General features: G+C 52.4%; 14 protein-coding genes. All 14 read left to right on the top strand.

Annotated elements, in window-relative coordinates:
* The 14 genes from fliQ (at position 1) to tsf (ending at position 12,612) form a co-directional block, all read left to right on the top strand.
* On the top strand, positions 1-273 hold the full coding sequence (gene fliQ / locus ACZ2GZ_RS09210; RefSeq protein ID WP_021067134.1) for a flagellar biosynthesis protein FliQ: 273 nt from the start codon (positions 1-3) through the stop codon (positions 271-273).
* Positions 270-1,040: a flagellar biosynthetic protein FliR gene (gene fliR / locus ACZ2GZ_RS09205; RefSeq protein WP_021067135.1), complete on the top strand. Its 771-nt coding sequence runs from the start codon at positions 270-272 to the stop codon at positions 1,038-1,040. The genes fliQ and fliR overlap by 4 nt, the downstream gene beginning before the upstream one ends.
* Positions 1,037-2,128 (top strand): flagellar biosynthesis protein FlhB, encoded by a 1,092-nt coding sequence (gene flhB, locus ACZ2GZ_RS09200; protein ID WP_021067136.1) that lies wholly within the window; start codon positions 1,037-1,039, stop codon positions 2,126-2,128. The genes fliR and flhB overlap by 4 nt, the downstream gene beginning before the upstream one ends.
* A 13-nt stretch (positions 2,129-2,141) precedes the next feature.
* The gene (gene flhA / locus ACZ2GZ_RS09195) at positions 2,142-4,160 is read left to right on the top strand and encodes a flagellar biosynthesis protein FlhA (protein WP_214713791.1); all 2,019 of its coding nucleotides are present in this window, start codon (positions 2,142-2,144) and stop codon (positions 4,158-4,160) included.
* Positions 4,161-5,240 (top strand): flagellar biosynthesis protein FlhF, encoded by a 1,080-nt coding sequence (locus ACZ2GZ_RS09190; RefSeq protein WP_214713789.1) that lies wholly within the window; start codon positions 4,161-4,163, stop codon positions 5,238-5,240.
* Positions 5,219-6,058: a MinD/ParA family protein gene (locus ACZ2GZ_RS09185; RefSeq protein WP_021067139.1), complete on the top strand. Its 840-nt coding sequence runs from the start codon at positions 5,219-5,221 to the stop codon at positions 6,056-6,058. The genes ACZ2GZ_RS09190 and ACZ2GZ_RS09185 overlap by 22 nt, the downstream gene beginning before the upstream one ends.
* Positions 6,059-6,077: 19 nt before the next feature.
* Positions 6,078-8,045: a chemotaxis protein CheA gene (locus ACZ2GZ_RS09180; protein WP_214713787.1), complete on the top strand. Its 1,968-nt coding sequence runs from the start codon at positions 6,078-6,080 to the stop codon at positions 8,043-8,045.
* 12 nt (positions 8,046-8,057) lie between these two features.
* Positions 8,058-8,489 carry a chemotaxis protein CheW gene (locus ACZ2GZ_RS09175; protein WP_029595691.1) on the top strand — a complete coding sequence of 144 codons (432 nt, stop codon included), beginning with the start codon at positions 8,058-8,060 and terminating at the stop codon, positions 8,487-8,489.
* On the top strand, positions 8,479-9,078 hold the full coding sequence (locus tag ACZ2GZ_RS09170) for a chemotaxis protein CheC (protein WP_021067142.1): 600 nt from the start codon (positions 8,479-8,481) through the stop codon (positions 9,076-9,078). Before ACZ2GZ_RS09175 ends, ACZ2GZ_RS09170 begins: the two co-directional genes overlap by 11 nt.
* On the top strand, positions 9,071-9,556 hold the full coding sequence (locus ACZ2GZ_RS09165; RefSeq protein WP_021067143.1) for a chemotaxis protein CheD: 486 nt from the start codon (positions 9,071-9,073) through the stop codon (positions 9,554-9,556). The genes ACZ2GZ_RS09170 and ACZ2GZ_RS09165 overlap by 8 nt, the downstream gene beginning before the upstream one ends.
* 11 nt (positions 9,557-9,567) lie before the next feature.
* Positions 9,568-10,338, top strand: coding sequence for a FliA/WhiG family RNA polymerase sigma factor (locus ACZ2GZ_RS09160; protein ID WP_021067144.1), 771 nt, complete (start codon positions 9,568-9,570; stop codon positions 10,336-10,338).
* Positions 10,339-10,351: 13 nt separating this feature from the next.
* Positions 10,352-10,720, top strand: coding sequence for a hypothetical protein (locus ACZ2GZ_RS09155; protein WP_021067145.1), 369 nt, complete (start codon positions 10,352-10,354; stop codon positions 10,718-10,720).
* 152 nt (positions 10,721-10,872) lie between these two features.
* Positions 10,873-11,613, top strand: a complete 741-nt coding sequence (rpsB, locus tag ACZ2GZ_RS09150) for a 30S ribosomal protein S2 (RefSeq protein ID WP_021067146.1) — start codon at positions 10,873-10,875, stop codon at positions 11,611-11,613.
* A gap of 117 nt (positions 11,614-11,730) precedes the next feature.
* Positions 11,731-12,612 carry a translation elongation factor Ts gene (gene tsf, locus ACZ2GZ_RS09145; protein ID WP_029595690.1) on the top strand — a complete coding sequence of 294 codons (882 nt, stop codon included), beginning with the start codon at positions 11,731-11,733 and terminating at the stop codon, positions 12,610-12,612.
* Positions 12,613-12,636 lie beyond the last annotated feature (24 nt).

The raw sequence follows: 12,636 nt of genomic DNA, 5'->3' as shown, positions 1-12,636 counted from the left end.
ATGACGCAGGAAATGGTCATTTATTTGGCGACGGAGAGTGTGTGGACGTTATTGAAAATCTCGATGCCGCTCTTATTGATCTCGCTCGTCGTCGGTCTCGTCATTTCGATTTTACAGGCGACGACACAAATTCAAGAGCAGACGCTATCGTTCGTCCCAAAGATCGTCTCGGTCTTTATCGGGCTCGTCGTCTTTGGGCCTTGGATGCTGCAACAGATTGAAGGGTTCACCCGTTTGATTTTTGAACTGATGGTCGAGGTCGCCTCGAAATGAACGCGGTCGATTTCATCAGTCTCTATGGATTGACGTTTGCCCGTCTTTCCGGCTTCTTCGTGAGCGTCCCGTTATTTTCATCCCGGCAACTGCCGGTCATGCACCGCGTCGCGTTCAGTGCCTTTTTAGCGTATTATGCGATGTTCACGGTGACAGAGCCGCTCGATCTCGGTCAAGCCTATATTTTACAGGTGTTGTACGAGGTGTTGATCGGGTTAGTGCTCGGTATTTTGATTAACATTTTATTCTTTGCGCCTCAGATTGCGGGTGGCGTCATCGATTTACAGCTCGGACTCGCGATGGCATCGGCCTATGACCCGATGTTCGGAGGCCAGTCGCCGCTGATTGGTCGATTCTATTATATTTTTACGTTGTTTATCATGCTGTCGAGCAACTTACATCTGTTGCTGATTGATGGCATCTATTATAGCTTTCAAATTTATCCGCCAGGTCAGCCGATTATCGACTTTAGCGAAGCGTCACTCATGATGGCCGTCAAGGTCGTCACGATGACGATGATGGTCGCCTTGCAGCTTGCCTTTCCGCTCATGGCGTCGCTCTTGCTCGTCGACATGGCGCTCGGGTTCTTGGCGAAATCGGCGCCGCAGTTCAATATTTTTGCAATCGGATTTTCATTCAAGCTGATTGCGGGATTTTCGGTCATGGTCGTCATGATGGGCTTGACCTTGAACGGCATCAGCCAATTCATCCCGATTCTACAAGAAGTGTTACGTGATTTTATGACTGTGCTAGGAGACGCCTCATGAAGCCTCTATATACCTTATCGGTCGATCTTCAATTTTTTGCAGGAGAAAAAACCGAAAAAGCAACACCACGTAAACGAGAGGATTCGCGCAAGAAAGGCCAAGTGGCCAAGTCAGCCGATTTGACGGGTGCCTTCGCCTTGTTCGCGATGTTTCTCATGTTATCGTTCTTAGGACCGTATCTCGGCAAACAGTTGTTCAGTGTGACGAAAGAGTTGCTCGGTCCGAGCTACTTGCTGTTCGATCTGTCCAACGGATTGTCCGGCATGCTCACCGACTTGTTGCTTCGGGTCGGACTGATCGTAGGCCCGTTCTTCGCGGTCGCCGTCGTGTTCGGGATTTTAATCAACTACCTTCAAATCGGGACGTTGTTCTCGGCGGAAGCGATTCAACCGAAACTCGAACGAATCGATCCGATTAAAGGGGTCAAACGGATTATCAGTATGAAAGCGGTCGTCGAATTTTTAAAGTCCTTATTCAAATTATTGATTATCCTGACGACTGCCGTCGCCGTGCTCTGGCAGAATCAAAAAGAACTGTCCCGCATGGCGGTCGAACATATCCGTGAATCGGTCATCGCGCTCGCCCATATCACGATCGAACTCGGACTATGGGTGAGTGTGGCCTTACTCGCGCTCGCGTTGCTCGACTTCTTCTATCAACGATTCGATTTTGAAAAATCGATTCGCATGTCGAAGCAAGATATTAAAGACGAGTATAAGAATAGTGAGGGTGACCCGCTCATCAAATCGAAAATCAAACAACAACAACGGGAGATGGCGATGCGCCGCATGATGCAAGAAATTCCGAACGCGGACGTCGTCATCACCAACCCGACCCATTATGCCGTCGTCATCCGGTACGACGACACGAAAGACTTCGCGCCGCTCGTCGTCGCCAAAGGGGTCGATCGCGTCGCCTTCAATATCCGGGACGTGGCCAAAGAACATGATATCCCGATTGTCGAAAACAAACCGTTGGCCCGGGCGCTGTACGCCCAAATGGATATCGGGGAAGTCGTTGACGAGTCGTTTTATCAGGCGATTGCCGAAGTGCTCGCATTCGTCTATCAGTTGAAACAACCGTCTTGAGGAGGAGTATGTATTGGCTGTAAAAGCTAAAGATTTGGCGGTATTGATTGGCGTTCTCATGATCGTCGTCATGCTAGTCATCCCGTTACCGGGGTTCATATTAGATTTTTTAATCATTGTTAATATCTTGATTGCGTTGCTGATTTTGCTCGTCGCGATGAATGCGCGTGAAGCACTCGACTTCTCGGTCTTCCCGTCACTCTTGCTAATCGTGACGTTGTTCCGGCTCGGATTGAACGTGTCGACGACACGTTCGATTTTATCGACCGGATACGGCGGAGAAGTCATCGCCACATTCGGAAACTTCGTCGTCGGCGGGAAAGTGCTCGTCGGATTCGTCGTCTTCCTCATCCTCGTCATTATCCAGTTCGTCGTCATCACGAAAGGGGCCGAACGCGTATCCGAAGTGTCGGCGCGTTTCACCCTCGATGCCATGCCGGGTAAACAGATGGCCATCGATGCCGATTTAAACTCGGGATTGATTGATGATAAAGACGCGCAAATCCGCCGGAAAAAGATTCAAAGTGAAGCCGACTTTTATGGATCGATGGATGGGGCCTCGAAATTTGTCAAAGGGGATGCCATCGCCGGGATTATCATCGTCGCCATCAACTTGATTTTCGGGATTATCATCGGCGTCGTGGACATGGGCCTGCCGGTTGGTGAGGCGTTCCAGAAGTTCTCACTCATGACAATCGGAGACGGACTCGTCGGGCAAATTCCAGCGCTCCTCATCTCGACGGCGACCGGGATTATCGTTACGCGTGCCGTCTCAGATGGAAACCTCGGCGAGGACGTCGTCGATCAGCTCAGTCAAAACCCGACACTGCTCTATATCGCCGGCTCAGTCGTCATCATGCTCGGGATTATCTCGCCGAGTCTGCTCCCCGTGACGCTCATCATTGCCGGCGCCACGTTCTACGGCGCCTATACGATGCGTCGCAATTTGAAACGGGTCGTCGACACACCTTTACCGGAAGAAGAACCGTCGGCACCGACCGAGACGGTCGTCTCGCTGTTACAGATTGATGCCATCGAGTTCGAATTCGGCTACGGACTCATTCCGCTCGCCGATGAATCGCAAGGAGGCGATTTGCTCGACCGGGTCGTCATGATCCGTCGTCAACTCGCACTCGAACTCGGGTTCATCTTGCCGACGGTACGGATTCGGGATCATCTGCAACTATCACCGAACGCGTATCGGATCAAAGTGAAAGGGAACGTCGTCGCTGAAGGCGAGCTCTTGCTCGATCATTACTTGGCGATGAGTCCTGGGATTGAAGATCCAGAAGTATATGGGATTGAAACGACGGAGCCGGCATTCGGTCTCCCGGCGCTATGGATTGATGAAGAGACGCGCACCCGCGCCGAAATGAGCGGGTATACCGTCGTCGATCCGCCATCTGTCGTGGCGACACATTTGACGGAGACGCTCAAGAAACACGCTGCCGACCTGCTCGGCCGTGAAGAGACGAAACAACTCGTCGAACACTTGAAAGAGACACACCCGGTTCTCGTCGAAGACGTGACACCATCCGTCCTTTCGATTGGCGACATTCAAAAAGTGCTCCGTCATCTGTTGAAAGAACACGTCTCGATTCGTAATTTGCCACTCTTGTTCGAGACGATGGCCGACTATGGGAAAGTGACGAAAGACGCGGACATTCTTGGAGAATACTGCCGGCAAGGTCTGTCACGTCAATTGACGGATCAAGTCAGTCCGCCCGACGGACCACTCTACGTGGTCACCCTCGGTGGTCAGACCGAACAGCTGATTCAAGACGCCGTTCAAAAGACGGAGTTCGGCAACTATTTGGCGCTCGACCCGGAACAAGCGCGCGAGATTATCGAACGCTCGGGCGAGCAGCTGTCGATGTTCGAACGCTACGGGGCATCGGCCGTCATTCTTTGTTCGCCGACGATCCGCCTGTTCGTGAGACAATTGCTCGAACGGTATTATCCGGATGTGCCGGTCCTCGCCTACAACGAACTGCTCAGCTCGATTGAAGTGAAAAGTATTGGGGTGATTTAAGTGCAAATCAAAAAATATACAGGCAAGACGATGGCGGAAGCGATGGCGAAAGTCAAACAAGAGTTTGGCGACGACGCCGTCATCTTGAATTCGCGCCAAGTGAAGAAAGGATGGCTCGGCTTGTTCTCCTCACAACACGTCGAGGTCATCGCCGCGCTCGAGAAGGCGCCGCTCGCCGTCAAACCACGTAAGGTTGCGAAGCCGGTCGCGGCAACGAAACCTGAGGCAACGCAAAAATGTCAACCGCAACCACGGAACGTCGCGTATGCTGCGCCTGAAATCTCGGGAGCGAGACGGTTGCCGGCACCATTGGCACACGTCGAAGCGCTGCTCGCGTCCGAATCGTTTCAAGGTGAAGCGTGGGACGAAGCGATTCAGGAACTGTATTACACGACAAAATCGGTCGACGCCGTCGAACGTTACGTCCGCGATCAAATCCAAAATTCTTTCTTGCCTGTACCGGAACCGAAGCGGTACATGATGCTCGTCGGTCCGACCGGTGTCGGCAAGACGACGACGCTCGCGAAACTAGCCGCCCACTATAAGCTCGAGCATGGACTCTCGGTCGGCCTCATCACGACGGATACGTATCGAATCGCTGCCATCGAGCAGTTGAAGACGTACGCCGAGATTCTAGACATCCCGGTCGAGGTCGCCTACGATTTTGATGATTTCAAGCGGGCGAAGCAGCTGTTCGCTCGAAAAGACATCATTTTGATTGATACGGCTGGCCGCAATTTCCGCGACGAGGCGTATGTTGAGCAGTTCGAGCGGCATCATGACTTTTCGGAGACGAGTCTCTCGCTCGTCCTCAGCTTGACGTCAAAGATGCGGGACATGGAAATGATATATCGTCAGTTCGAGCCGTTGCCGCTCGGGTCGCTGATCTTCACGAAAGCGGACGAGACGAGCGACATCCATGCGATGTATCGGATGGTTCGCGAAAGTGGGCTGCCGGTCGCTTGGCTGACGGATGGACAAGAAGTGCCTGACGACCTCGTCAACGGGGACCCTTCCCGGCTGACGGATCGGTTGCTTGAGAAAGAAGGGTGGACCCAATGGACCAAGCAAGACGTCTAAGGGCGAAAACAGAGACCCCACCGACGACGATCGCTTTCGCGAGCGGGAAAGGCGGGGTCGGCAAGACGAACGTCTGTGTCAATACGGCCATCGGCCTCGTCGAGCTTGGGAAGCGCGTGTTAATCGTCGATCTCGACATCGGGATGGCGAACGTGCATATCTTGTTGAACGCCTCGAGATCACGGACGATGATGGATTCGGTCAAAGCCCGAATTCCGCTGGCCGCCTCGGTTCAGAAAGGTGTGCATGGTGTCGATATATTACATGGGGGGAGTGGACTTGATGAACTAGTCCAATTCTCACATGCCGATATGCAATTTTTTATGCGTGAACTCGAAGTGCTCACTGAATACGATTATGTCCTGTTCGACATGGGGGCCGGGGCGACCGACACATCACTTCAATTCATTGAAGGATGTGATGAGATGTTTCTCATCTTGACGCCTGAACCGACCTCGCTCATGGATGGGTACGCCTATACGAAGCTGGTGCATCGACAAAGCCCAGACTTACCGCTCGGCGTCATCGTCAATCGGGCCCAATCGGGTGAGGAAGCGCTGCAATGTTTTGAACGAATGGAAGTTGCGTGTGAGCAGTTTTTAAAGAAATCGATTCGATTCCTCGGGTATTTACCAGATGACGCCACGGTCAGACGAGCGGTCATCGCCCAAGTCCCGTTTTACCATTTGGACCGAAAAAGTGATATCAGTTGGCGGTTAGAGCGGATTTTAACGACATTGACCGGGACACCGCCGAAACCGCGTCATTTTATGGATCGCTTGATGGGGAACTTGAAACGTCAGTGGAACCGAGTCTAACGACAGGGAGGCATTATAGATGGACGTGAACGAATACTTAGGATTGTTTTTAGATGAGTCGCAAGAACATATTCAATCGGTGAACACCCAACTGTTAAAACTTGAACAGACGGGCAGCCAAGAGGCGATTCAAGAGATTTTCCGCTCCGCGCATACGCTCAAAGGAATGTCGGCGACGATGGGTTACGAGAGTGTGGCCAACTTGACACATGAGATGGAGAGCGCGCTCGACTTGGTTCGGGCCGGTAAGAAAGAGAGCAACCAGCTGTTGCTTGATACGATGTTCTCAGCGATGGAACAAATCGAAGAGATGATCGCCAATATCGAGACCGGCGGCCGAGGCGCGAACGTCGATGTCGCTGCGACGGTGTCTGCGTTCCAGTCGTTCATCGGCAGCTCGCCAAAGGCGGCTCCGACGGTCGAAGCCAACGTCTTCACGGCCGACCTTTATACGGATTCGGTCATCACCCAAGCGAAGGAGACGGGCTTCGAGGCGTTCCAATTGCACGTGAAACTATCCGATGCCGTCGTTTTGAAAGCGGCGCGTGCCTATATGGTATTCGATCGCCTGCAAGAACTCGGCGAGGTCGTCCGGACGTTACCGGAAACCGAGGCCATCGAACAAGAGCAGTTCGACCTCTCGTTTGACGTCTTGTTCGTGTCACAAGAGACGGCAGATGTGATTGAACACGCCGTGTCCCAAGTGTCAGAAGTCGAGCACGTCCTCGTGACGGTGTATACGAGTGCATCGAGTGAAACGGAAGTCGCCGTCAGTGCCGAGACCGTCGCCGTCGCTGAAGCGAAACCGAAAGTCGAGGCGGACGAGCCGAAAGAACAGGCTGTCGCCCAGGCGAAGACGATTCGCGTCAACTTGGAACGGATTGATCGTTTAATGAACTTATTCGAAGAGTTCATTATCGACCGCGGTCGTCTCGAGCGGCTCGCTGACGAAGTCGGACAGCCTGAATTGAACGAGACGGTCGAGAAAATCAAACGCGGGACGAACGAACTCCAATCACTCGTGCTGACGCTCCGGATGATGCCGATCGAGCAAGTGTTCAACCGCTTCCCACGCATGGTACGTTCGGTCGCGAAAGACATCCATAAAAAAGTCCAGCTTGAGATCACAGGCGCGGAAACGGAACTCGATCGGACGGTCATCGATGAGATTGGCGACCCGCTCGTTCACTTGATTCGCAATGCCATCGATCACGGCATCGAACTACCAGAAGTCCGTGTCGCAGCCGGGAAACCGGAGCAAGGGAGTCTTGCACTCCGGGCTTACCATGGCGGCAACCGTGTCTTCATTGAAATCGAGGACGACGGGGCAGGGATCCATGTCGATAAAGTCCGGTCGAAAGCGCTCGAGCGCGGCGTCATCACGCCGGAAGAAGCGACAGCGATGACCGATAACGAAGTCGCTATGCTCATTTTCGCCCCAGGCTTCTCGACGGCAGATGTCGTCACTGATTTGTCTGGTCGCGGTGTCGGTCTTGACGTCGTGAAAAACAAAATCGAATCACTCGGTGGGGTCGTCACGCTCGAGACGGTCGTCGGACAAGGGACAAAATTCCAAGTCAGCCTTCCGCTCACGCTGTCCATCATCTCGGCGATGCTCGTTCAAGCCGGTGAGGAGACGTACGCCATCCCGTTGTCATCGATTCTTGAGACGACACTTCTTGACGAGGCCGACATTTTGACGGCCCATCGCGAACGTGTCTTCGATTTCCGAGGTCAGCTCGTCCCGCTCGTCTATTTAAAAGAAATGTTTGCGATTGAGACGGAAACGAAGACGCAATTCCCGGTCGTCGTCGTCCGTAAAGGAAATAAACTCGTCGGCGTGGTCGTCAACGATTTGATTGGCCAACAAGAGATTGTCATGAAGCCGCTCGGTACGTATCTCGAGGGCATTCCGGCCATCTCTGGTGCGACGATACTCGGAGACGGGCGTGTCGCCTTGATTGTCGACAGCAACGATCTGTTCTAAGGAGGAAGAAGGATGGAACAAAAATGGGTAGTCTTTTCACTGGGAACGAACACATACGGGATCGATGTCCAGTCGGTCCGCTCGATTGAACGGGTACAACCGGTCACACGCGTCCCGAACGCACCGGCTCACGTCAAGGGCGTCATCAATTTGCGTGGTGTCGTCACGCCGGTCATCGACCTTCGTCTCCGCCTCGGGTATGAGGCGATTGAACCGACCGACGAGACTCGGATTTTAATCGCCTCGCTCAATCAAGGCGATGCCGGTTTTATCGTCGATCGCGCCAACGAGGTCGTGGAAAGCGAGGACGTTCGTCTCGAGCCGATTCCTGAATCGAGTCGAGACATGTTGTCGGCTCATTTGACGGCGATTGCGAAAGGGGAGGACAAACTGTTCTCGCTTCTCGACGCCAACGCGTTGTTCGAGGAACAACATGCTGAGTGAGTTCGAGCAAGATTTATTGAAAGAACTTGGCAATATCGGATCAGGCCACGCAGCGACGGCATTGTCGACGCTCTTGGCCAAGCCGGTCAACATTACCGTCTCCTCGGCCGAGATGGAACCGATCACGTATCTGCCGGAACGGGTCGGCGGTCCTGAGCGTCATGTGGCATCCGTGCTATTAGAGCTCGGAGGCGACATCAGCGGCATGATCCTCATCTTATTCCCGGTCGACGACGCCGAGATGATGGTCTCATCACTCATCGGGAGCGGGTTCACGTTCCAAGCGGCCGATGAACTCGGTCAGTCGGCATGGGAAGAGATTGGGAATATCATGAGCGGGGCCTATGCCCGGGCGCTCGGCGATTGGTTGAATACACCGATCCCGATTCACGTCCCGGCGACAGCGGTCGACATGGCCGGTTCGATCGTCGAATTCGTCGTCACATCGGTCCAGCCCGAAGAAGATGCGGCGCTCTATATCGATACGACGTTCCGCATCGACGGAAAAGTAAGTGCCGGACATGTGTTGTTCCTACCGACGCATGGCTCGCTCGAACGGATTAAGCAGCGGTTGATGGGCCATGGCTGAAGTACTCAAAATTGGGATTGCAGAATGGAAGCAGACGACGGCGCCGAACAAGTTGCGGACGGCCGGACTCGGTTCGTGTGTCGGGGTCATCCTGTACGACGTCCGGCTTCAAGTCGCGGCGATGGCCCACGTCATGTTGCCGGATTCGGCAATTGCCCGCAAACATCAAACGATTGAAGTAGGGAAATATGCGGATACGGCCATCGATGCTCTCGTCGCTTCATTGAAACGGGCCGGGGCCGGTCGGTTGCAAGCAAAGATGGCCGGCGGCGCCCAAATGTTTCAATTCAAATATGAGAATGAGGCGATGCGCATCGGTGAACGAAATGCCGAGGCCGTCCGCAATGCGTTGAAAGCGCACCGGATCCCGCTCATCGCCGAGGACTGTGGCGGACATAATGGGCGGACGATTGAATTTGATGTGGCGACTTGCGTCCTCTCGATTCGAACGGTCAGCGTAGGAACAAAGGAAATTTAGGGGGGATCGACATGACGACTCAACTTACCGAGTTGTGGGATCGTTGGAATACTGACCGCGATATGGATACGGCGAATGAACTATTGACGCACTATGAGTTCCTGATCCATTATCACGTGCAACGAATGATCGTGACGCTCCCGAAGAGCGTCGAACGCGACGAATTGAAAAGTTTGGGTTACATGGGATTGTACGATGCCCTCATGAAATATGATCCAGAACACAACAACAAGTTTGACACGTACGCGGCGTTTCGGATTCGGGGCGCCATCATCGACGGATTACGGAAAATCGATTGGTTGCCGCGATCGGTGCGTGAACGGGTGAAGAAGATTGACCACGTCGCCGAACAGCTCGAACAGAAGTTGCATCGGGCCCCGACGAAAGAAGAACTGGCGCACGCGTGCGAGCTGCCGGTCTCAGAAATCGAGAAAGCGATGGCGGAAGGGTACTTTGCGAACATGTTATCAATTGATGAGGCGGTGACGCTTCAAGAGGAAGGCAAGGTCATGTCCGTCACGTATTTTGACCCCGACTCCGAAAAACCGGAAGACACGCTCCTGCAGCGCGAGTTGCTCGATGTGTTGACGAACGAGATTGAGCATTTATCTGAGAAAGAACGGCTCGTCGTGTCGTTATTCTATTTTGACGAGTTGACGTTGACGGAGATCGGTGAAGTGTTGGAACTATCGACGTCCCGTATCTCACAAATTCATTCCAAGGCGCTGAAGACGTTGAAGCTTGCGCTTGGACGTTCCTATTTAGAAGAAAAGACATCGTGAAGGAGGGATGGAGATGACCGTCGTCTATATCGGAATCGCCTGTATCGTCGCGTACGGACTGTTGATTTTGTTTCGTCAAGTCCAGGCGCTGACGGCTCGTGTCACGCGGCTCGAACAGGAGAAGCGTGAGACCGAGGCCCTCCTGTTGTCGTTCATGGAATCGATGAACGATGTCGTGAAACACCCTGCGCCATCGAGCGAGGAATCGGCTGTGGAACCTGCACTTGAGGATTCGCCGATGGAGGCACCGTCGTCCCGTGAGCGCCAACAGGCACCGCACGTCGAGGACGTTTTACTGAACCATTCGGTCCGAGAGACGGCCCGACTGCTCGGAAAAGGTGAGGGAGAAGTCGCCCTTTATGCCAAACTTCGCAAAAAGTGAGAGTTGCCGGATTGGCTGACATATGCTATAGTAATTTTCGGTGTTAAACACATCACACACGTCTCGGGATGGTATTCCTCGGTGCCGAAAGGTCGGAATACAACGATGAACGAGGCGGAGGACTTTTTTAAACCACAAGGAGGAAATTTATCATGGCAGTAATCTCAATGAAGCAATTGCTCGAAGCTGGTGTACACTTCGGTCACCAGACACGCCGTTGGAACCCAAAAATGGCGAAATACATCTTCACGGAGCGTAACGGAATCTACATCATCGACCTTCAAAAAACGGTCAAAAAAGTAGACGAAGCTTACAACTTCGTTCGTGAACTCGCGGCAGAAGGCGGAAACGTCCTCTTCGTAGGTACGAAAAAACAAGCTCAAGACACGATCAAAGAAGAAGCACTCCGTTCAGGTATGTACTTCATCAACGAGCGTTGGTTGGGTGGAACACTCACAAACTTCTCAACAATCAAAAAGCGTATCAACCGCTTGAAGCAGCTTGAGAAAATGGAAGCTGACGGTACTTTCGAAGTACTTCCTAAGAAAGAAGTCATCATCTTGAAAAAAGAAATGACACGTCTTGAGAAGTTCCTCGGCGGAATCAAGGACATGCCAGGTGTTCCTGATGCCCTCTTCATCGTTGACCCACGTAAAGAGCGTATTGCGATTGCAGAAGCTCACAAATTGAACATCCCAATCGTTGCGATTGTCGACACAAACTGTGACCCAGACGAAATCGACTACGTCATCCCAGCGAACGACGATGCGATTCGTGCGGTTAAATTGCTCACTTCTAAGATGGCAGACGCGATCATCGAAGCGAAGCAAGGCGAAGAAGAAGTAGCTGAAGAAGCAGTAGCTCCAGAAGCTGAAGCGACAGAAGCTGAGTAATCGGTCAGACAACAGGTGATAAAGGGAAAGCCTTTTATCACCTTTTTTTAGGACACGTATATAAAGCCTTAGTGCTTTTTCTTAAAAATTCGTAAGTTTTACAAGGAGGAATTTCCGATGGCAGTTACAGCAGCAATGGTAAAAGAACTTCGTGAAAAAACAGGCGCAGGTATGCTCGATTGCAAAAAAGCACTCACTGAAACAAATGGTGACATGCAAGCGGCAATCGACTTCCTTCGTGAAAAAGGGATCGCTAAAGCAGCAGCTAAAGGCGACCGCATCGCAGCAGAAGGTTTGACGGCAGTAGCGGTTGACGGCAACAAAGCTGCGCTCGTCGAAGTTAACTCAGAAACAGATTTCGTTGCGAAAAACGAGAAGTTCCAAACACTCGTTTCTGACGTGGCGAATGCAGTTCTCACTTCAGGCGCGACTTCAGTAGAAGCGGCACTTGCTTCTGAATTCGTAGCAGGTAAAACACTTGAGACGCACATCCAAGAAGAAGCTTCGACAATCGGAGAGAAAATCTCACTCCGTCGTATCGCTGTTCTTCAAAAAGCTGACGATGCAGTTTTCGGCACGTACCTTCACATGGGTGGACGCATCGGTTCGGTCGTCATCATCGACGGTACAACGGACGAGACAGTTGCGAAAGACGTAGCTATGCACGTCGCAGCAGCACGCCCACTTTACGCGACACGCGACGAAGTATCGGCTGAAGAAGCAGATCGTGAGAAGAAAGTCTTGACTGAGCAAGCCCTCAACGAAGGCAAGCCTGCCAACATCGTCGAGAAGATGATCGCGGGACGTATGAACAAGTACTTCGAGGAAATCTGCCTCGTCGACCAAACATTCGTTAAAGACGCTGACTTCAAAGTTGGGAAATACGTAGAGTCTAAAGGCGGCCGTGTCAACTCATTCGTACGTTTCGAAGTTGGAGAAGGTATGGAAAAACGCGAAGAAAACTTTGCTGAAGAAGTAATGAACCAACTTAAAAAATAATCTGCATCACGCGTGATGCAATCA

It is taken from the genome of Exiguobacterium sp. KKT215 (assembly GCF_055635335.1).
This window is presented reverse-complemented; position numbering and strand designations above follow the sequence as displayed.

What these genes read in the sequence shown, in the direction of transcription:
- fliQ (WP_021067134.1), top strand. Translation starts at nt 1, where the DNA reads ATGACGCAGGAAATGGTCATTTATTTGGCGACGGAGAGTGTGTGGACG.
- fliR (WP_021067135.1), top strand. Translation starts at nt 270, where the DNA reads ATGAACGCGGTCGATTTCATCAGTCTCTATGGATTGACGTTTGCCCGT.
- flhB (WP_021067136.1), top strand. Translation starts at nt 1,037, where the DNA reads ATGAAGCCTCTATATACCTTATCGGTCGATCTTCAATTTTTTGCAGGA.
- ACZ2GZ_RS09185 (WP_021067139.1), top strand. Translation starts at nt 5,219, where the DNA reads ATGGACCAAGCAAGACGTCTAAGGGCGAAAACAGAGACCCCACCGACG.
- ACZ2GZ_RS09180 (WP_214713787.1), top strand. Translation starts at nt 6,078, where the DNA reads ATGGACGTGAACGAATACTTAGGATTGTTTTTAGATGAGTCGCAAGAA.
- ACZ2GZ_RS09175 (WP_029595691.1), top strand. Translation starts at nt 8,058, where the DNA reads ATGGAACAAAAATGGGTAGTCTTTTCACTGGGAACGAACACATACGGG.
- ACZ2GZ_RS09170 (WP_021067142.1), top strand. Translation starts at nt 8,479, where the DNA reads ATGCTGAGTGAGTTCGAGCAAGATTTATTGAAAGAACTTGGCAATATC.
- ACZ2GZ_RS09165 (WP_021067143.1), top strand. Translation starts at nt 9,071, where the DNA reads ATGGCTGAAGTACTCAAAATTGGGATTGCAGAATGGAAGCAGACGACG.
- ACZ2GZ_RS09160 (WP_021067144.1), top strand. Translation starts at nt 9,568, where the DNA reads ATGACGACTCAACTTACCGAGTTGTGGGATCGTTGGAATACTGACCGC.
- ACZ2GZ_RS09155 (WP_021067145.1), top strand. Translation starts at nt 10,352, where the DNA reads ATGACCGTCGTCTATATCGGAATCGCCTGTATCGTCGCGTACGGACTG.
- rpsB (WP_021067146.1), top strand. Translation starts at nt 10,873, where the DNA reads ATGGCAGTAATCTCAATGAAGCAATTGCTCGAAGCTGGTGTACACTTC.
- tsf (WP_029595690.1), top strand. Translation starts at nt 11,731, where the DNA reads ATGGCAGTTACAGCAGCAATGGTAAAAGAACTTCGTGAAAAAACAGGC.